Origin of the sequence: Arthrobacter sp. ISL-30 (assembly GCF_018613855.1) — a bacterium.
Taxonomy (GTDB): Bacteria; Actinomycetota; Actinomycetes; order Actinomycetales; family Micrococcaceae; genus Arthrobacter.
Genome location: NZ_JAGGPK010000054.1, coordinates 50038 through 69689, shown reverse-complemented (window position 1 = coordinate 69689; position 19652 = coordinate 50038). Strand labels below are relative to the sequence as shown.

The following is a 19652-nucleotide window of genomic DNA, read 5'->3' as shown; positions in this document are numbered from 1 at the left end:
GTCCCCCTCACATCTGCTCGTCGGCTGCTGCGCCCTAGGGCTGGTCCTCGTCGTTCACTTCTGGTGTCTGGCCCTTCCTGAGCGTGTTCCGGTTCTCCCAGACCCAGTCCTTGACTTGATCTCTGGCGATTAACCATGTCTTCTCGACTTGGTAAGCAGGAATCACTCCGGTTTGGAGCCAGCGGTAGACGGTGTTCCGGGACAACCCGAAGATCTCTTCGAGGTCCTGAGGCGAAAGACGCTCCGGGTACTTGGCGAAGAGTGCTTCCAGGTACTTGGGGTCCACGCTCAGTCCGTCCCACCGCATAGAGCCATCGTAGACCACAAATTGGTACTGTGGTGTACTGGAAGTGACTGAAAGGTACTAAAGCTGTTGTTGGGGGTCACTTTTGGCCTTTCGTGTCGGATGGTACCGATACGATCTTTGCGGACATTAGTAGGGGATGTGAAATGCCGGTCTCAAAGAATCGCTGGGTGACGCTCGGCGCAGAAACTATCGATGAACCCGTTCCAGCTATCCCGGAAGATCCGCCTTTCATCCCTACGGGGGCGACCAGGCCGCAACTGAGCGTTCCGCAACCGGACCACGCGGACCGGCTTCCCCGAAGGAACGTTGCGGGGAGGGAACCGAGCTTTTGGTGGCTCGGCGTCCACGGCGGCGCGGGCGAAACGTCACTTGCACGCCTGGACAAGACAACCAAAGCCGCTGAGCATCACTGGCCCTTGGCGGCAGCTGGATCTGCGGTGGTCCTGGTTGCCCGGTCCAATATTCCGGGTCTTCGCGCAGCACGGCTGGCTGCCACTGAATGGGCTTCCGGCTCTCTTCCCGGGATCCACGTCGCCGGCCTGGTGGTCATGTCTGACGCTCCCGGACGGCTCCCCAAAGAGATCCGCGACTTCGCTCGCGTCGTCGGTGGGGGAGTGCCCCACATGTGGCATTTCCCCTGGGTGGACGCATGGCGCTACGGCCACGACGTCGCCACCGAACAACTTCCCAAAGAAGCCCGCAGCACCCTTGAACAGGTCCAGATCGCAGTAACTGCCACAGCCGGACTCACGGCCAAGTAGAAAGAAGAAACTCATGCTGTTCTCCAAGGCCATGGAATGGTCAAGCTTCGCTATCACCGAGATCCCGAATCCAGGCATGGGCGAGGCCCCTCCGGGGTCGGAAGGCCTGCTGACCATCCTCAAGTGGATTGCCTGGATCGTCTTCGGCCTGGCCGTGGCCGGCATCCTGATCACAGCCGGAACGATGATGATCAACAACCGACGCGGAGAGGGCGGCGAGCATGCCGGCCGTCTGGCATGGGTCCTCGGCGGCTGCATCCTGGCAGCCTCCGCCGGCGGCGTCGTAGGCGCCCTGGTCTAAGGAGCCGAGCCATGACTGAACTGACAGTGAACGAAGACCAGAATCCACTGACCAAACCTAAGTTCATCATCTCGGCCGTTGTCGTGGCGATCATTGTTGCGCTCGGGATCATCCTGGCCTTGCTCCCCAAAGGGGGAGGCACCCCGACAGCCGAACCAAGCAATTCCGGATCCACTACGGCCAGCGCACAACCCAGCGCAACTGCCGCCGCAAGCGTATGCGGCCTGCCCTCCGGCGACCAGGCCAAACCTGCCACCACGCCCACCGACACCAAATGGGAATTGGTCGGCAAAATCGCCGCACCAACATCACCCACGCAGTTCGGCCCCGGCAAGACCGACACCAACGGCCTCCGCTCCTGTTTCGCACACTCGCCGACCGGTGCGTTGTATGCAGCGGCAAACATGACTGCGTTGTCCTCAGCTGGAAAAGCGAACCTCGTTTATCAGCAGTTAGCTGTACCAAGCCCGGAGCGAGATGCGGTGCTGAAGTCATCCCCAACAGCCGCCCCAAACTCCGTGACCGCCCAATTGACTGGCTTCACATTCCGTTCTTACGAGGCTGACCGAGCCGTTATTGATCTTGCATTCAAGGGTGCAAACGGAACCTTTGTCTCCATCCCGGTTCCGCTCCAGTGGTACGAGGGCGACTGGAAGTTCGTTGTACCGGCCACAGGGGACACAGGGGCGCGACAGCTGAGTGACCTCAGTGGTTACGTTGAGTGGTCCGGTGTCTAATGGCTGACTGCTCTGGGTTGAATGCAATAAATCCCTTTTGCCAGGCAGGGGCGGCCATCGAAGATGTCGCCAATGATGCCGTCAAGAACATGGCGAAAGCTATTGCCGATGCCGTTGGACAAACAGTACAAACGCTCGGGACTTTTTGGGTGAACGTGGGAACTCCCGCTCTGACCGCGGCCCCGGGAGGCTCCACTGCGAGTGACCCGGTGTTGTTTCTGCAGGGCAGTCTCTACTTCTGGACGGCTTCCCTGGCTGTGCTGTCCGTGCTCGTGGGGGCAGCCAAGATGACGATTGAGCGCAGGGGTGCGCCTTTGCGGGATCTGGTGCGTTCTTTGGCGACCCTGATCGTCGTCTCCGGCACCGGTGTGGCGGCAGTGGGGTTACTGACGGTCGCGGCGGATCAGTTTTCTGCCTGGATCATCACTAATTCCACGAACGGGACCTCGTTCAACGAGAACATCACGGCCCTGTTGGCGCTTTCGGCCACCAGCCCGATCGGGTCGATCATGATCATCCTTTTGGGGCTGATCGCGATTCTGGCCTCCGTAATGCAGATCGTGCTCATGATCATCCGTGGTGGGCTGCTCGTCATCCTTACGGGGATCTTCCCTACGGCTGCAGCTTTCACTAACACCGAGGCCGGCAAGGGTTGGTTCCAGAAGTGCACGGCGTGGCTGATCGCCTTTATTCTCTACAAGCCTGCGGCCGCCATCGTCTACGCAACGGCCTTCCAACTGAGTGGCAGCAAGATCTTCGGGAACGTTGGTGACGGTAAGGACTTCGGGTCCGCGCTCCTGTCAACGGTCACAGGGCTGGCTCTGATGATTATTGCCTTGTTCGCCATGCCGGCCCTCATGCGGTTCGTCACCCCGATGGTTGGTGCTGTCGCTGGTGGTGGTGGCGCTCTGGCAGCAGGGACGGTCGGCACACTGGCTTCCGGTGCTATCAGCATGGGCAGCGCCGGACGAGGCGGCGGCCCATCCACCAGCTCCACGACGACCAACAGCACATCAAGCCAGAACCCCGGATCGGAGGGCCCTTCGGGAACTGGAAGCCAGGGAACAGCAGGAACGAACGGCAGCCGGGGTTCGGGAGCCACGGGTGCGCAACCAGGAACTGGCCCGGCAGCATCCTCCGGTGCAGGCAGTGGGGCTGCGGCCAGCGGAGCGTCCGCCAGCGGCGGCGCTATAGCCGCGGGCGCGGGCGGTGTCGCCGTACTGGCAGCACAGAAGGGCGTCGAAGCAGGCCAGGCCGCTTCGGGCGCCATCAAAGACATGAGTGAAGAATCTACGGGGGGTGCCTGAGATGGCCGCTATCGAGAACACATACAGGGAGCCGACCTACGGCAACTGGCGGCGTCCGCGTAAGGCGGGCATCGGCACCCTTGGTGGGCTGGCAACAGCCGGTTTGTTTGTTGGCCTCATCATCACGGTGATCTGTCTCTTTGTCGGCGGCTGGTTCGCCGGGCTCATTGCTCTGTTCATTCTTGGCGTGGCGCTGGCCGTCGTCTCGGTGACCGACAAGCACAACAAGTCTGTAGGGGAGCGGGTCTTCGCCCGGCTGGCGTTCCGCTCCGCGCGACGCAAGAAGGCCAACATCTACCGCTCCGGTCCGTTGGGGCTGACGCCTTGGGGCGAGTTCCAACTGCCTGGGATCTCTGCCGGTTCCAAGCTTTACGAATTCACCGACTCCTATGGCCGCCCCTTCGCGCTGATTCACCTTCCCGCCACCGCGCATTACACCGTTGTCTTCGGCACCCAGCCCGACGGTGCGTCCCTGGTCGATCCTGAACAGATTGATGCCTGGGTGGCTAACTGGGGCGGCTGGCTGGCCTCGTTGTCGAATGAACCTGCCGTCGTGGCTGCATCCGTCACGGTCGAAACCGCACCCGATTCCGGGGCACGGCTGCGCCGGGAAGTTGAATCGAACATCCACGACGACGCCCCTGACATTGCCAAGGCCATGCTCCGCGAGGCCTTGAACACCTACCCGCAGGGATCGGCCACGATCCGCGCCTGGGTCGCGCTGACGTTCAGCGCCGCTGCCCGGGCCGGCGGCAAGCGACGCACCGCGGAAGAGATCGCAAGGGATCTCGCCTCACGGCTTCCCAGCCTGACCGAGCGTCTCGAATCCACGGGCGCCGGGGCCTGCTCCCCGTTGAACGCCCAGGAACTGTGTGAGGTTGTTCGGGTCGCTTACGACCCTGCAGCGGCCCGGCTCATCGACGAAGCCCACTACCAGGGCACACCCGTTGACCTGGACTGGGGCGATGTCGGACCGTCCGCCCACCAATCCAACTGGGACGGCTACCGCCACGACTCCGGGCACTCGGTGTCATGGACAATGACGGGCGCCCCGCGCGGACACATCCTGGCATCAGCACTGGGCCGCCTCGTCGCACCGCACGGGGAGATTGACCGCAAGCGCGTCACCTTGCTGTACCGTCCGATCGAAGCCGGCCGCGCGGCCGCCATCGTGGAGTCGGACCAGACCAGCGCCCTGACCCGGGCCTCCTCGACCAACCGGCCCACCGCCCGCGCCCTGGTCGATGCGCGTGCTGCGCAGGCCACCGCAGCCGAGGAAGCCAAGGGGGCCGGGCTGGTCAACTTCGGCATGGTGGTCACGGCCACGGTGCTGTCCGCCCGTGACCTTGAGGACGCCGTGGCCGTGGTGGAGGGCAACCTCGGCCCGTCGGCACGTCTGCTGTTGCGGCGCGCGTACGGCTCACAGGATTCTGCCTTTGCCGCGTCCCTGCCACTGGGGCTGGTCCTGCCCAAGCACTTGAAGGTTCCCGAAGAGATCCGCGAGGCCATGTGATGTTCGGCAGCAAGACCAAGCACCAGCGCACACCGGCCCCAGCCACGAAGCTCGCAGCCGCGGTCGCCCGCCGCCCGGGCCTGCGGGGCTGGCGCGGCCGCGGACAGGGCGAAGCCGTCTACGTCACGGCAGCCGACGAATGGCGCGGAACCTCCGTCCAGGTCTGCGGTCTCTGGCCATTCGTGGGCGGGTCCGGCACCCCGATCCTGGGAGTCCCGATCGGCGTGCACACCGACACCGGAGCGCCCTTCGGGGCCGATCCCATCAGCTGGTTCATGCACGGCATGATCAACAATCCCTCCATGTTCGTCCTCGGCCTGCCGCACTATGGCAAGTCCACCCTGGTCAGGCACATCGTCCTGGGCCTGGCAGGCCGGAGCATCAACCCTTTGATCCTCGGTGACCTGAAGCCGGACTACGTTGACCTGATCGAAGCCCTCGGCGGGCAGGTCATCAGTCTGGGACCCGGGCGCGGCCACTTGAACGTCCTGGACCCCGGTGAAGCCACAGGAGCCGCCGTGAGGTTGCTCGCCTCAGCCGAGGAACACCGGGCACAAGCGAACCGGACCCTGAACAATCCAGAGGGCGACCAGGCCGCGGCCGCGCCGCTGCTGGCTGCCGCTGTGAAGGCGGAGAAGCTGGCCGAACAGCTGATGGCCGACTCGCACAACCGGCGCCTGAACATGATCACGGCGCTGATCACCATCGTGCGGAACGCCAAGCCCAGCGCCCACGAGGAATCCCTGATCGACCGGGCCCTGCACATCCTGGACGAGCGCCTGGACCGTGTCCCCCTGATCGGGGACCTGATCGAGGTCATCAAAGACGCCCCCGACGAACTTCGGGCCATCGCCCTGGACCGCGGCGACATGAGCCGCTACCTCGACGCGACCGACCAGCTCCGCCAGTCGCTGTACTCCCTGAACGGCTCGGGCCGGTTCTCCGACATGTTCTCCCAGCCCACCGATCAGCCAATGGACCTGACCAAACCCGTGGTCTTCGACCTCTCCGGAATCTCCGACACCCAGCGCGACATTCAAGCGGCCTGCCTGCTGGCCTGCTGGTCAACCGGGTTCGCCACCGTCCAGGTCGCCCACACCCTGGCCGACGCCGGCCTGGAGCCCCGCCGGAACTACTTCGTCGTCATGGACGAACTCTGGCGGGCCCTTCGCTCCGGTGAAGGCATGGTCGACCGGGTCGACTCACTCACCCGGCTCAACCGCACGGAGGGCGTCGGGCAGGCCATGATCACGCACACCATGAGCGACCTCGAAGCCCTGCCGACGGAGTCCGAGCGGATGAAAGCGCGCGGTTTCGTCGAACGCTCCGGCATGGTCGTCTGCGGCGCGCTCCCCGGAGCCGAAATGGAAAAACTCAACAAAGCCGTCCCCCTCTCCCGGGCCGAACAAGCCCGCCTCATCTCCTGGGCTGACCCTGGGTCATGGACCGACGTCGGCGGCTCCCGCAAACGGGTCCGCCCGGGCCTGGGCAAGTTCCTCTTCAAAGTCGGCGGCCGCCCCGGTATCCCGGTCGCACTCAAGCTAACCAGCGTCGAAAAATCGCTCCACGATACAAACAAGCGCTGGACGATCAGCCGGACCGGCGAAGGGGACAACTGATGGGTGCACCAAGCAGCGGCAAGCGTTCGGCGATGGATGGCGAAACCATCCTGCTGTGGGTCTTCATCACCGTCGTGGTGCTCGGTGTCGGCTCGGTGGCCGGCGCCGTGCACCTAGGCTCGATCCTGTCCAAGGATGGCCAGGAGCTGCCGGCGAACCCGTTTGAATTGGTCTTCGGCCTGATCTCGCAGAAGGTCACGTGGCCGGCGGCCGCCACCTGGGTACTGGCCGGCTTCGGCGTCCTCATCGTCCTTGTGGCCGTTCTGGTGGTCCGTGGGGTGCTGCGCCGGCGGTCCAAGCGTTCCCGTGTGGACGCCGCGGCCCAGCACATGGCCAAAGGCCGCGACCTGCGAGCCCTGAGCCTGCGCGGTGCCACGGCCACCGCCGAACGCCTCGGAGTAAAGGGCTCACCTGGCGTCCCGGTCGGCAAGACCGTCCTCGGCGGGCAGATGGTCTACGGCTCCTGGGAAGACATGCACATCGACATCTGGGGACCCAGAACGGGCAAGACCACCTCCCGGGCGATCCCGGCGATCCTCGCCGCCCCCGGCGCCGCGCTGGTGACCTCGAACAAGCGGGACATCGTGGACGGAACCCGCGACGTCCGCGCCGCCGAAGGACCCGTGTGGGTGTTCGACCCGCAGTCCGTCGCCCTCGAGGAACCCACGTGGTGGTGGAACCCCCTGTCCTACGTCACCGACGAGGTGAAGGCAGCACGCCTGGCCGACCACTTCGCCGCCGGTTCCCGCGGCCCGGACGCCAAAACGGACGCCTACTTCGACCCCGCCGGCCAGGATCTCCTCGCCGGGCTCCTGCTCGCCGCAGCCCTAGACGACCGCCCGATCACCCAGGTGCACACCTGGCTGACCCGGCCCGCGGACGATGAAGCAGTGGACATCCTCAAAGCCCACGGCTTCACCCAGACCTCCAACGCTGTCGGAGGCGTGATCAACGCCCCCGAGAAGCAACGCGGCGGCGTGTACGGCACAGCCCTGCAAATGGCCTCCTGCCTCACCAACCGCCAAGTCGCACGCTGGGTAACGCCCCAAGGGAAGAAGGACGACAGGCCCCAGTTCGACCCGGCTGAATTCGTCCGCTCCAAAGGCACCCTGTACAGCCTGTCCAAGGAAGGCAAAGGCACCGCCGGCCCGCTGGTGACGGCGCTGACCGTGGCCACGGTCGAGGCCGCCGAAGAACTCGCCGTCCATTCACCCGGCGGCCGACTGGCCACGCCCATGGTCGGTGTTCTGGACGAAGCAGCCAACGTCTGCCGCTGGCGCGAGCTGCCAAACCTCTACAGCCACTACGGCTCCCGGGGCATCGTCCTGATGACTATCCTCCAGTCCTGGTCCCAGGGCGTCGAAGTGTGGGGCCGCGAGGGCATGCGCAAGCTCTGGTCCGCCTCCAACATCAAGGTCTACGGCGGCGGTGTCGCCGAGGCCGAGTTCCTGAACGAACTCGCTCAGCTCGTGGGCGAATACCGGTACTCCAACATGACCAGAAGCCGCTCCAAACAAGGCACCTCCTACAGCCACGACGACGACCGCAAAGAACGCACCCTGGACGTTTCGGACCTGGCCGCGTTCCCTCGCGGCCGGGCCGTCATGTTCGCCTCCGGCGCCCCAGCCGCGCTGCTGGAAACGGTGCCCTGGATGAGCGGTCCGCAGGCTGATGCGGTACGGGCCTCCATCGCCGCACACGACCCGGCGAACAAGCCGGCGGCCGCGGCCGGGAACCGGTGGATCGCTGCGGGTGCCTCCAATGAGTGAGGGCCTGGGGGAGTGGGACGACGAGCTCGATGACACCACTGCCCCCATGGAACCGGCCGAGGAGGAACCGGACGCCCCTGAGCTGTTCTATCCGAACGTGGCTGAATTCGTCAGCGGCAAGCTGGCCACCAGCTACCGCCGGCAGCTCAACGTCCAGGGCGGGGTGACCTGGTGCCCCCAGTGGTGGAAGCACGCAGAAGCGATCAGCCGCCTAGAAGCGCTCTGGCGGGCATGGGAGTTCCTGCGCCTGGACGGCACCACAGGAATGAGCGTCTGGTGGCGCGACCACGCAGACCACCACATGTCGGTCCTGCTCTCAACTGATGGGCCGTTCAGGGGCTGCAGCCCGGACGACGGCCACCGCTCCAAACTCGTACCCCTGCCCTGTGAGGAACCGCCCTCGGGGCTGTTCTAAACCGGGTTTTTCAGCCACCGCTCACGGTGACCACGCGGGCTGTCCATAGTTGGGGTCAATCCGGGTTATCCACGGCTGGAATCGGGAGCCATCGGGAAAGCTCCCTCAGCAGCAGTAGCGGTGGATAACCCATCAGGATTGTCCCCGGCTGTGGACAGCGAACTCAGTGTCACTCCAACGCCAAGACCCCCAAGGAGTTTCCCAGGGGTCTTGGCGCTGGCAATGAACCTTAGAATCTGGGCAACGACAGAAGGTTGTTAGTCCATTGCTGATCAGCGTAGGTCCGAAGATACGGAGCTGCAGATTGGGGCCGAACTACGCCGACCTCCACTCTTGAGGAGCCAGATCCTACGTACGCCCGGCCCTTCTTTACATCGATAAATTCGACCATTGCCGGCTTCGTGCTGGTTCCGCTGCCGTTATCTGCTTCATTGACCCACTTGTAGCTCGTAATGTGTTGATGATCCTCTGGGAATCCTTCAACCCGCACGTGGGTAATTCTTACCGCCATGGATTACTCCTAGTTATTTGACTGCCTCTACGTGTTCCCGCGTTACCCTGATCTCCTTGCTGAGGGAGATCAGACCTGCTGGGTTATGGTCCCGCCGGGGTTACGCCGAACTGTCGCATCAGTGACGAACCGTCCCGTTGATGCCGAACGATTAACACTTCGGCTATTTCCGGTCCCGGCACCAACCCGTTCAGTGATTGTCGTCCGTGGAGATCTGGCGGCAGTCGCTTTGGTTACAAAACGTCCGGTTCGCGCGCTGCGGCTAACTGATCGTGCCATGGTGTCCTCCTCAGAACACTTATCCGAGGGGGAGGGCGCCCATTCGCGGGCGCCTGTGGCTCCGTTAGAATCGCTAGTACCACTAACCATGGAACTTGCGGTCCTGACCTCGAGTTGCTGGGCGGGCCCGCTGGAACGGGTCCGCCCTTTTTTGTATCGGACCTGCCGACGCTTCCACTCTAATCGTCTCGGTCTTTCGGTGCAAGGGTGAAGACAAGTTGCGAGTTCTGCGGTATAGTTTTCATACGAAGTTGAGCATTTCCTGTAGCGTGTTGTTCACATCAGGGGTGAAGGACGGCTTACAGAATGCAGGTGGACTACGAGGATGAGGATCTCCGGAAACTCGCCTACGAGCCAGACCATCGCACATCACGTTGGGCTCCAAACGTCACCCGGGCATACCGACGACGAATCCAGCAGCTGCACGCGGCGGTCACAGATCAGGATCTGAGAGCGCTGAAGTCCCTCCACCTTGAGAAGCTAAGAGGTAACCGTGCTGGGACGTGGTCGATCCGGATCGATACCCAATACAGGCTTATTCTGCGGTTCCAAACTCAGGATGGCGGGCGCATAGCCATCGTCATTGAAGCCGTTGACTACCACTGAAGGACTGATTTCCATGGCCCCCGAGCTCGCTGAAGCTTTCCCTCCCGGGGATTTTCTAACCGAGGAGCTTGAAGCACGTCATTGGTCCCAAAGCGACTTTGCACAGATCCTTGGGCGCCCGGCGCAGTTCGTTTCGGAAATAATCGCCGGGAAAAAGGAAATAACTCGTGAATCTGCAGCTCAGATCGGCGCAGCTCTTGGTACTGGTCCGGAGTACTGGCTGAACCTGCAGAATTCGTATCTCCTCTGGAGCCAGTCCCGGAATGAGGCAACCCGCAAGGACTTAGACGAGGTCAAGCTGCGGGCCAGGATGAACGAATTGGCTCCAGTATCGCTACTTCTCAAAAGAGGAATCCTGACCGGCCAGTCATTGACAGAGCAAAAAGACGAGCTGATCAAGCTGTTCCAAATCGAACACATTGAAGACACACCGCGGTTTCTGGCCGCAGCCCGACGCTCCAATCAGGATGAAGAACCAACACCAACCCAAAAAGCATGGCTCGCGTGCGCCCGCAAGCGTGCGCAGGATCTTCAGGTTAGTAGCTACGACCCAGTGGGGCTCACGGAACTAGCGGAGCGCCTCTCGCGCTTGGTCGCAAATCCGGAAAACTTTTCGAAGCTCCCTGCTGAATTTGCTGCTGTAGGAGTGCGTCTTGTCTATGTCGAAGCGTTCCCTGGGAGCAAGCTGAACGGCGCGTCCTTCCTTTTGGACGAAAACGCTGAGAAGCCAGTAATTGCATTGTCGGGAAGAGGTAAGCGACTAGATGTAGTTCTATTCACGCTTCTCCACGAAGTGGCGCATGTCCTCCTGGGACATGTGACGCCCGAGCGTCTCGTGATTGATGAAGACTCTTCGACTGAGCCGGCCGAGCTAGCTGCCGACGAAAAGGCAGGTGAATGGCAGATACCGGGGGGCCTCCCAGTCCCGCCGACGGCCGTTCGTAGGGGGTGGATTGAGTCGACTGCACAGCGAATAGGAGTGCATTCAGTGGTTGTACTTGGGAGACTGCAACGCGATAAGGCTCTCGATTACCGGACTGCATTGGCAAAAGGGGCGCCAACCGTAAGCTCTCACTTAGAGCGCTGGAGTCACTCCTGCTGACTCCCAGGTGACATTAAGAGCACCTCTGAAACTGACACTTCAACAAGTTTCTATTTGTGGCTGTTGTCAGATTTGGATCTAAGACTGCGGAGGGGACCCATGCAGGAACTTACTTCAGGACCCTAACCTGACGCTCTTCTCCTTGCTGCCTGACGTCAGGTTGGGGTGTGCCCGAATTGACAACCGAGCTTGGAGCAGGACCTCGACTAGATGTGCGATCGGGATCCTTCAAGCGCCCAGTCTTGTTAGTGGCCCCGCGCCAAGATTCCCGCAGAGGCCTTCGAGCATGAGGATGTTGCCATGGTTGAGGGGCGGTCCTGGTGGACGCATCAGGAGGGAACCCGAGTTTCTGATTCTCCAAACCACCAAGTGGCCTTAGGGGCAGGCTCGTTTTTCGTACGTCACCCCGCAGGGGACCGCTCCATCAACTTCAACCGTGTATTTGTTGGGGAAAATCTGGGTAACGAGAATTCCCTGACCGCGTTCTAACGCTGTTGGGATTGTGCGCTGTACTGCTTGGTTCAAGAGCCGATTCAGATCTTGGGGATCGTTGACGACAACGTCAACGCGGAATGTTGGATGTGTCTGCGTTGTGAATTGAAGCATTACGAATCTCTCTCAAAGACGGGCGGACAAGGGGTTCCTTTTACATCGCAGCTGTCCGCGGCCACGGTAAGTCCCGGCTTGATTGTTGCTCGGTCCGCCCCCATTTGGTGGCTCTGCCCAAGGGGTGGTGAAACCATCCAGGCCGGAGTCCGATGTGGGTTTTCGGACTCCTGCCTTAGAGTCGGCTCAAGCTATTGGTTAGCCATGGTTTCCTCTGTTGTGGTGTGTTCCTAGGTGACTTCTCGGGACAGGATTGATCCTGCCTCGGTTATGACGTTTTGTGCGGCGTTGCTGGCGCTTGTTCTTCCGAAGGCGACTTCCTCACCGGCTTTGCTGATCGCTGCGTTGAGTCGGGCAAGTCCTCCGGCTTTGGTGGGAACGGGGACGCCCGGGGTATCCCATTTCGCGGAGCATGAATTCCACGTAGGTCTTTTCTTGATCGCATACGTCTGGGTGATCATGGCGGCTAGGTCCCGAAACACGTGGTGCAGCACGAGCTCTATCTTTGAATGTTGGAATTCCGCACGGCCGTCTCCTGTTGCGAGAGGAGGGCCGACCGTGCGGAAGTTGAGTGATTGCCTGTCTGTTTAGCGGACGAGGCAGGGTTGTTTGGGGTCGAAGGACCAGCCGTCGATGTAGTACTGCATGCCGATGCTGTCGTCACGGGCGTCGAGGCCGTGCTGCAGGTACAGTTGGTGGGCCTTGTCCAGGGCTTCGGGGTCCAGTTCGATACCGAGGCCGGGGGCGTCCGGAACCTCGATGGCGCCGTCCTTGATCTGCAGCGGCTCCTTGGTGAGGCCTTGGCCGTCCTGCCAGATCCAGTGCGTGTCAAGGGCGGTGATCTCTCCGGGCGCCGCAGCACCCGTGTGTGTGAACATGGCTAGCGAGATGTCGAAGTGGTTGTTCGAGTGCGATCCCCAGGTGAGTCCGAACTCGTGGCACATCTGCGCCACCCGGACCGAGCCGTGCATGGTCCAGAAGTGCGGATCGGCCAGCGGGATGTCCACGGCGTTGCTGCGGATGGCGTGCGACATTTCCCGCCAATCGGTGGCGATCATGTTGGTGGCCGTCTTCAGGCCGGTGGCGCGGCGGAATTCCGCCATGACCTCGCGGCCGGAGAAGCGCCCTTCCGCGCCGCAGGGGTCCTCGGCGTACGCCACGACGCCCTGCATCCGCTTGCCCAGGCGGATGGCCTCGTCCAGGACCCAGCCGCCGTTGGGGTCCAGTGTCACCCTGGCGTCGGGGAAGCGCTTGGCCAGCGCCGTGACAACGTCCACCTCGTCGTCGCCGGACAGCACGCCGCCCTTGAGCTTGAAATCCCTGAAGCCGTAGCGTTCCTGGGCAGCTTCGGCCAGTGCGACGACGGCGTCCGGCGTCATTGCCTCCTGGCGGCGAAGCTTTTCCCAGCGGTCAGCCGGCGCGTCCTCCACGAGGTAGGGCAGGTCGGTGCGGGCGTGGTCGCCGATGAAGAAGAGGTAGCCCAGCATGGGCACGGAGGTGCGCTGCTGCCCGTCGCCGAGCAGTTCGGCCACGGGGACACCGAGGAACTTGCCGTGCAGGTCCAGCAGGGCTGATTCGACGGCGGTGACGGCGTGGACGGTGGTGCGCAGGTCGAAGGTCTGCAGGCCACGGCCGCCGGCGTCGCGGTCGGCAAACTCGGCAGCAACCTCACGCAGGAGCGAGCGATAGCGGGCCACGGGCTTGCCGTTGATCAGCGCGCCGGCTTCTTCGATGGTGGTGCGGATCTTCTCGCCGCCGGGAACTTCGCCCAGGCCGGTGCGGCCGTCGGAGTCGGTAATGATGACGATGTTGCGGGTGAAGAAGGGCCCGTGCGCACCGCTGAGGTTCATCAGCATGCTGTCATGACCGGCAACCGGAACTACTTCTACGCGGGAAATAATGGGCTGGTTGCTCATGCGCTGACCTCGGCCTTCTCTGCAGCAGCTACTACTTCGCCGTCGATCCGTCGGTTGAGGTGCCAGGGGTTGGCATCCTGCAGCGCCTCCGGAAGCAGTTCCTGGGGGAGGTTCTGGTAGGCGACGGGGCGCAGGAAACGGTTGATCGCGAGGGTTCCGACAGAAGTGGTGCGGGAGTCGGAAGTGGCGGGGAAGGGCCCGCCGTGGACCATGGCGTGGCCTACTTCAACGCCCGTGGGCCAGCCGTTCACGATAATGCGGCCCACCTTCTGCTCAAGGACAGGAAGGAGGCGTGCCGCCGTCGGGTAGTCCTCTTCGGTGAGCTGCAGCGAAGCGGTCAGCTGGCCTTCGATCCGGGCGGCGGCCTGGAGCAGGTCCTCCACGGAGGAGTAGCGGATCATCAGTGACGCGGCACCGAAAATTTCCTCGTGCAGGACGTGGTTGCTGGTGAATTCCGTAACGCCGGTACCAAAGATGGTGGGGGCGGGGGCGTTCTCGGTGGAGCCCGGAGTGCCTTGGCCGATGACCTGGACGCCGTCGGCATTGCCCAGGTTTTCCGCTCCCCTGGTCCAGGACTTGGCGATGCCTTCGGTGAGCATGGTCTGCCCGGCGCTTGCGGAAACAGCGCGGCCGACGGCGGCGGCGAGTTTGTCGCCGAGTTCGCCTGCGGGGGCGAAGAGCAGGCCGGGCGAGGTACATAGCTGGCCGGAGCTGCCGGTGACAGCGGTTACGTACTGCTGGGCGAGAGTGTCGATGTCGCCCTTGAGGGCGCCTTCGAACACGAAGACCGGGTTCAGCGAGGACATCTCGGCGTAGACCGGGATGGGTTCGCGCCTGGCTGCCGCGGTCTTCATCAGGGCGATCCCTGCGGCCTGGGAACCAGTGAAACCGACCGCCTTGATGCTGGGGTCGGCAACCAGGGCCTGGCCGATGCTGGCACCGGGCCCGTAGACCAGGGAGAACACGCCGGGGTGCAGGCCGAAGTCCTTGACGGCCTTGGCCACTGCCTGGCCGACAAGTTCGCCGGTCCCGGGGTGGGCATTGTGTGCTTTGAAGACCACCGGGCAGCCGGCGGCGAGGGCTGACGCGGTGTCCCCGCCCGCCGTCGAGAAGGCAAACGGGAAGTTGCTGGCACCGAACACAGCGACGGGGCCGAGCGGGATCTGGCGCTGCCGGATGTCCGCCCGGGGAAGGGGAGCGCGGTCCGGGATGGCGGGGTCGATGCGCACGCCGCGGAAGTCGCCCTGACGGACAACCGTTGCGAAGAGACGCAGCTGGCCGGTGGTCCGGGCCCGTTCGCCCTGGAGCCGGGCCGCCGGAAGGCCGGTTTCCTGGCTGGCGCGGATGATCAGTTCGTCACCGATGGCCTCGATGTTGTCCGCGATGGCCTCAAGGAAACCTGCGTGGGTTTCGGGGTCCAGGGTGCTGAAGGAGGAATAAGCTTCCTTGGCGGCGGCGGTGGCCTGTTTGAGCTGCCCGTCACTGATCAGCGAGTAGGCGGGGTCGAGCTGCTCGTTGGTGGCGGGGTTGAAGCCGAAGGCTGTTTTTCCTTCGCCAACGACGGTTTGTCCGGCGATCAGGGAGTGTCCGGTGAGGGTCACGATGGTTCCTCCTGGGAAACGGTGGATCAGGAAACGGTCAGGAAACGCGGGCGATCAGGGCTTTGAGGTCGGCAAGGTCCTGCCCGGCGAGGTTCTGCAGCGGGGGACGGACCGGCCCGGCGGAGCGGCCGATGGCGTCCAGGCCGCCCTTGACGATGGAGACAGCGTAGCCCTTTACCCGGTCGCGGATGTCCAGGTACGGGATCACGAAGTCGTTGAGCTTCTTGTTCACAGCCACGCGGTCGTTGTTGCACACGTCCTGGTAGAAGTCCAGGGCGAACTGGGGGACGAAGTTATACATGGCGCTGGAGTAGGTGCTCATGCCCAGCTGCAGCAGCGGCAACGCGAAGGTCTCCGCGGTGGGCAGGCCGCCCAAGTAGAAGAGCCGGTCCCCGAGCTTGGCGTAGACACGGGCGTCGTGCTCGAGGTCGCCCACGCCGTCCTTGAAGCCGATGAGGTTTTCGTGGCGGTCCGCCAAGGTGGCCACCGTGGTGTCCTTGTAGATGGCGTTGGCCCGGTTGTAGATGATAACGCCCAGGGACGTTGCGTTGCAGACAGCGCTGACGTGCTCGGTCAGGCCGGCCTGGTCAGCTTCGGTCAGGTACGGGGGCAGCAGGAGGATGCCTTCGGCGCCAGCAGCCTCAGCAGCCTTGGCGTTCTCGATGGCCTGGACCGTGGAACCGCCGGCAGAGGCGAGGACAGGAACCTGGCCGCCCACTTCCTCCACAGCGGTGCGGACCACGCGCTCGGACTCCACCGCCGAAAGGGAAAAGCCCTCACCGGTGCCGCCGGCAGCAAACAGGCCCGCCACCGGGAAGCTCGCCTGCCAAGCCAGGTGCTTCCGGTAATTCTCCTCATCGAACTGCAGCTCTGCGTCGAACGAGGTCACAGGGAAGGACAGCAGGCCTTCCTTCAGAGTGTCCGCCAGTTCCTGGGGTGAATACTTTGCCACGGTTATGTCCTCTGGGTAATGCCGCTGTCGGCGTGATGTTGGTTGTCTTTAGATCGGGCGGGCAGTGTTATTCCTGTCCGAAAGCCTGGCTGCCCTGTGTTTATGACTCCAGGAACAGGTGAAGCATTGTTCAGGGGCGGGGGAGGAGGTCGGCCTTTACTGCGGTGACCGGACATCCGGCTTCGAGGATGACACGTTGGGCGGTGCTGCCGAGGAAAAGCTTTCCAACCGGAGACCGCCGCCGCACTCCAATGACGATCAGTTCAACTTCCTCCTCGTAGGAGGCATCGATCATCAGGTCCGCTGCGTCCGTGCCATCATTGGGACGAAGCGAGGCGGGTACTCCTGCAGCTCCCGCCGCGGTGATGGCAGCACGGATATCCGATTCTGCCTCTGCAGCCCCCTCACTCGCGAGGGGACCCATTATCTGCAAATCTGTCTTTCGCAGCGCTGCTTCCCGGATGGCAGCGCTAAGGGCGGCCCGGCCTTCCTGGCTGGAAACGTATCCCACTGCGACGCTCACAGCTGCACCGCTGTCAGCATTGAGCCGGTGGTGATGAAGGACCGCAGGTTGGCGAGGGTCAATTCGGCCATAGCCGTCCGTGTTTCATGAGTTCCGCTGCCCAAGTGCGGAAGGAGGACCACGTTGTCCAAGGCCAGAAGGTCTTCCGGAACCTTCGGCTCATCCGCGAAGACGTCTAAACCGGCGCCTGCCAGCCGTCCTGCCAGGAGAGCCGCCACCAGGGCCTCCTCGTCCACTACCGAGCCACGGGCAATATTGATCAGGTAGCCTTCCGGGCCTAATGCATTGAGGACCTCTACATCTACGAGCTTGGCCGAGTCGGGGCCACCCGCCGCCGCAACAATGAGCACGTCGCAGTCCGCCGCAAGTTCACGCGGGGATGCCTCGTAACGGTAGCTGACCCCTTCCACAGGGTTACGGCTGTGGTAGCTGATGTCACAGTCGAATCCTTCCAGCCTTCGGGCGATCACCCGGCCGATCCTGCCTAGACCGAGGATTCCAACCCGTTTGCCGCTGGCCTTGGTGGCCAGGGGAAAGTTGCCCTTGCTGAGCCAGTCGCCGCGGCGCACGAAGCGGTCCGAAGCGCTGATCCTACGCAGCACGTCCAGGTACAAGGCGATAGCGGTATCGGCCACGCAGTCATTGAGGACATCGGGGGTGTTGCTGACAGCAATACCCCGATCGGCTGCCTGGGCCATATCTGTAGTGTCATAACCAACCCCGAAGTTAATTACTGCCCGAAGATTGGGAAGAGCGCGCATCAGCTCCGGGCCCACTCCCACCTTCCCCGAGGTCACGGCAATTTCAAAGGACTCCCCGTTAAGCCGCAGGAAGTTCTCCCGCTCGCGGACGGAATCAGGCAGCCTTACTGCCCCGTAGTCGCTCAGAATCGAGTCTTGGACTATCGGCATAAGAGGCCCTACCTGGAGGACAGCGTTGTTCTTCATATCTGCACACTAGGTTTCACACCCATGCTGGTCCAACACGTAAATGGCATCGATCCATGCCCGAAGTGTATTGGTTAGGAAATCCGGCGGAAATACGCGGATTTCAGAGATACGCGCCAGCCTTCACACCCGCTCGGGCGGCCTTCGGGCCGCTTCCCGTCGTGCTGACGGGCCGCAACATCCTTGTGGCCCGACTCACACGTCGTCTAGCTTGAGTCCAGCGGGGCGCAAAAAGCACTCAATGTTGTTCCGTGCATGAGCACCTGATGCCGCAAGCATCGAATTCGGAGGAACCCAAAGATGTATTCTTCAAAACTGCCCTTCTCAGCCGCTGTCCTCAAATGGCCAGCCCTGGCATCCGTTGCGGTGCTGGGCCTGAGTGGGTGCACCGTTGCCAACACGGACGATGGCGGTGCTGCCGCCGCCACCGATACGGTCCGCGTGGTCCTTAGCCAGGAACCACCCACGCTGGAGGCGTGTGAATCGAACCTGACCTCCACCGGTGTTGTGGTCCGTTCGAACGTGACCGAGCCGCTGATCGAACGCAACCCGCAAAGCGGTGAACTGGAGCCCAAGCTCGCTACGGAGTGGAAGGCCACCAGCGACACGGAATGGACGCTCAAGCTGCGCGAAGGCGTGAACTTCCAGGACGGCACTCCCTTCAATGCCGAGGCAGCAGCCTTCACGATCGAACGGGCCGTCAACTCAAAGCTGGGCTGCAACGTGGAGGGCTACGTCTTCGGTGATGTTGACCTCGCCGTGAAGGCCGTCAACGCAACCACCCTTACTGTCACCACGCCCGAACCGGACCCCATCCTGCCGCTGCGGCTTTCCTTCCTTGAAGTGGTCCCGACGTCGACGAGCAGCACGGAAAAGGTCCGGGAACCCATCGGCACCGGCCCGTACAAAATCGATACCTGGGATGCCGGCCAGAAGATCACCCTGTCCAGTTGGGACGGTTACTGGGGTGACAAGCCGGCGTACGCCAAGGCCGAGTACCAGTGGCGCTCCGAAAGCTCCGTGCGTGCCGCGATGGTCACCAGCGGCGAAGCGGACGTGGCCATGGGACTGAGCCCGGACGACAACATCGGGGACCTCGGCGTGGACTACCCGAACAACGAAACCGTGGCCCTGCGGATGGACGCGAACGAAGCACCCTTCAATGACATCCGGGTCCGCCAGGCAGTCAACTTCGCCATCGACAAGGAAGGTATCGTCAGCTCGCTCTACCAGGGAAAGCACCAGGTGGCAGCGCAACTGGTTCCCGAAGGGATTGTTGGGCACAACTCCGAGTTGAAGGGCTGGCCCTTTGACTTGGACAAGGCCAAGTCCCTGGTGGCCGAAGCGAAGGCCGACGGTGTAGATACGTCGAAGCAAATCTCCCTGGTAGTGCGCAACGCCCAGTTCCCGAAGATCACCGAGCTGGCCCAGGTGCTGCAGGAACAGCTGACCCAGGCCGGTTTGAATGTGAAGCTCAAGATGCTCGAAACCAGCCAGCAGTTGACCTATCAGGTCCGGCCGTTCCCGGAGGATGAAGGAGATGTCGCCCTGATGATTCAGCACGGCAACCAGGCCGGCGACGCGGCGTTCACCGTGGACCAGTACATGCTGTCCACGGGAGCGCAGAGCTACTTCAGTACCCCTGAGTTTGACGCCATGATCAAGAAGGCGGACGCAGCTTCGGGCGATGAGCGCAAGAAGGCATTCGAGGACATCTTTGCGTACCAGAACGACAAGATTGTCCAGTTTGCCCACATCTCGCACCAGACGGGCATCCTCGGCGTTGCCAAGTCGGTGAATTACACGCCCAACTCGTCCAGCGGTGATGAGCTGCGTGTTTCGGAAATGACTCCGGCGAGCTAGCAATGACCTCGGGGAGA

At 62.8% G+C, this 19652-nt stretch carries 19 protein-coding genes; 11 read left to right on the top strand and 8 right to left on the bottom strand.

What is annotated here, in order from left to right:
* Positions 1-34: 34 nt before the first annotated feature.
* Positions 35-307 carry a helix-turn-helix domain-containing protein gene (locus J7E82_RS19050; protein ID WP_214865509.1) on the bottom strand — a complete coding sequence of 91 codons (273 nt, stop codon included), beginning with the start codon at positions 305-307 and terminating at the stop codon, positions 35-37.
* A gap of 143 nt (positions 308-450) precedes the next feature.
* Here J7E82_RS19050 and J7E82_RS19045 point away from each other — a divergent pair, with 143 nt between their 5' ends.
* From J7E82_RS19045 to J7E82_RS19010, 8 genes are read left to right on the top strand one after another with little or no spacing between them, the layout of a single operon-like run.
* Complete coding sequence (locus tag J7E82_RS19045; RefSeq protein ID WP_214865507.1) at positions 451-1068, top strand: DUF6668 family protein; 618 nt, start codon at positions 451-453, stop codon at positions 1066-1068.
* Between the two features lie 13 nt (positions 1069-1081).
* Positions 1082-1369 (top strand): hypothetical protein, encoded by a 288-nt coding sequence (locus tag J7E82_RS19040; protein WP_214865505.1) that lies wholly within the window; start codon positions 1082-1084, stop codon positions 1367-1369.
* Between the two features lie 11 nt (positions 1370-1380).
* Positions 1381-2106, top strand: coding sequence for a hypothetical protein (locus J7E82_RS19035; protein ID WP_214865503.1), 726 nt, complete (start codon positions 1381-1383; stop codon positions 2104-2106).
* Entirely contained in the window at positions 2106-3413 is a 1308-nt protein-coding gene (locus tag J7E82_RS19030) for a hypothetical protein (protein WP_214865501.1), read from the top strand. Before J7E82_RS19035 ends, J7E82_RS19030 begins: the two co-directional genes overlap by 1 nt.
* Before the next feature lies 1 nt (position 3414).
* Positions 3415-4926, top strand: a complete 1512-nt coding sequence (locus J7E82_RS19025) for an SCO6880 family protein (protein WP_214865554.1) — start codon at positions 3415-3417, stop codon at positions 4924-4926.
* On the top strand, positions 4926-6545 hold the full coding sequence (locus J7E82_RS19020) for an ATP/GTP-binding protein (RefSeq protein ID WP_214865499.1): 1620 nt from the start codon (positions 4926-4928) through the stop codon (positions 6543-6545). The genes J7E82_RS19025 and J7E82_RS19020 overlap by 1 nt, the downstream gene beginning before the upstream one ends.
* On the top strand, positions 6545-8314 hold the full coding sequence (locus tag J7E82_RS19015; protein WP_214865497.1) for a type IV secretory system conjugative DNA transfer family protein: 1770 nt from the start codon (positions 6545-6547) through the stop codon (positions 8312-8314). Before J7E82_RS19020 ends, J7E82_RS19015 begins: the two co-directional genes overlap by 1 nt.
* Positions 8307-8729 (top strand): DUF4913 domain-containing protein, encoded by a 423-nt coding sequence (locus J7E82_RS19010; protein ID WP_214865495.1) that lies wholly within the window; start codon positions 8307-8309, stop codon positions 8727-8729. Before J7E82_RS19015 ends, J7E82_RS19010 begins: the two co-directional genes overlap by 8 nt.
* A 229-nt stretch (positions 8730-8958) precedes the next feature.
* On the opposite strand, the gene J7E82_RS19005 is transcribed toward J7E82_RS19010, so the two are convergent.
* A complete protein-coding gene (locus tag J7E82_RS19005) occupies positions 8959-9240 on the bottom strand; it encodes a DUF3892 domain-containing protein (RefSeq protein WP_015062092.1) in 282 nt (93 codons plus the stop codon).
* Positions 9241-9825: 585 nt separating this feature from the next.
* On the opposite strand from J7E82_RS19005, the gene J7E82_RS19000 reads away from it, so the two are divergent.
* Both J7E82_RS19000 and J7E82_RS18995 read left to right on the top strand, forming a co-directional pair.
* Positions 9826-10125 (top strand): type II toxin-antitoxin system RelE/ParE family toxin, encoded by a 300-nt coding sequence (locus J7E82_RS19000; RefSeq protein ID WP_214865493.1) that lies wholly within the window; start codon positions 9826-9828, stop codon positions 10123-10125.
* Positions 10126-10138: 13 nt separating this feature from the next.
* A complete protein-coding gene (locus tag J7E82_RS18995) occupies positions 10139-11227 on the top strand; it encodes a HigA family addiction module antitoxin (protein WP_214865491.1) in 1089 nt (362 codons plus the stop codon).
* 836 nt (positions 11228-12063) lie between these two features.
* Here the strand turns inward: J7E82_RS18995 and J7E82_RS18990 are convergent.
* From J7E82_RS18990 to J7E82_RS18965, 6 genes are all read right to left on the bottom strand, one after another.
* Entirely contained in the window at positions 12064-12327 is a 264-nt protein-coding gene (locus J7E82_RS18990; RefSeq protein WP_214865489.1) for a hypothetical protein, read from the bottom strand.
* Between the two features lie 93 nt (positions 12328-12420).
* Positions 12421-13749 carry an enolase C-terminal domain-like protein gene (locus J7E82_RS18985; RefSeq protein WP_214865487.1) on the bottom strand — a complete coding sequence of 443 codons (1329 nt, stop codon included), beginning with the start codon at positions 13747-13749 and terminating at the stop codon, positions 12421-12423.
* Entirely contained in the window at positions 13746-15350 is a 1605-nt protein-coding gene (locus J7E82_RS18980) for an aldehyde dehydrogenase (NADP(+)) (RefSeq protein ID WP_214865485.1), read from the bottom strand. The genes J7E82_RS18985 and J7E82_RS18980 overlap by 4 nt, the downstream gene beginning before the upstream one ends.
* Before the next feature lie 37 nt (positions 15351-15387).
* A complete protein-coding gene (gene kdgD, locus J7E82_RS18975; RefSeq protein WP_214865483.1) occupies positions 15388-16302 on the bottom strand; it encodes a 5-dehydro-4-deoxyglucarate dehydratase in 915 nt (304 codons plus the stop codon).
* A 130-nt stretch (positions 16303-16432) separates the two neighbouring features.
* Positions 16433-16825, bottom strand: coding sequence for a universal stress protein (locus J7E82_RS18970; RefSeq protein ID WP_214865481.1), 393 nt, complete (start codon positions 16823-16825; stop codon positions 16433-16435).
* Entirely contained in the window at positions 16822-17772 is a 951-nt protein-coding gene (locus J7E82_RS18965; protein ID WP_214865478.1) for a 2-hydroxyacid dehydrogenase, read from the bottom strand. Before J7E82_RS18965 ends, J7E82_RS18970 begins: the two co-directional genes overlap by 4 nt.
* Before the next feature lie 300 nt (positions 17773-18072).
* Between J7E82_RS18965 and J7E82_RS18960 the strand changes: the two genes are divergently transcribed.
* Positions 18073-19635, top strand: coding sequence for an ABC transporter substrate-binding protein (locus J7E82_RS18960; protein WP_214865476.1), 1563 nt, complete (start codon positions 18073-18075; stop codon positions 19633-19635).
* Positions 19636-19652 lie beyond the last annotated feature (17 nt).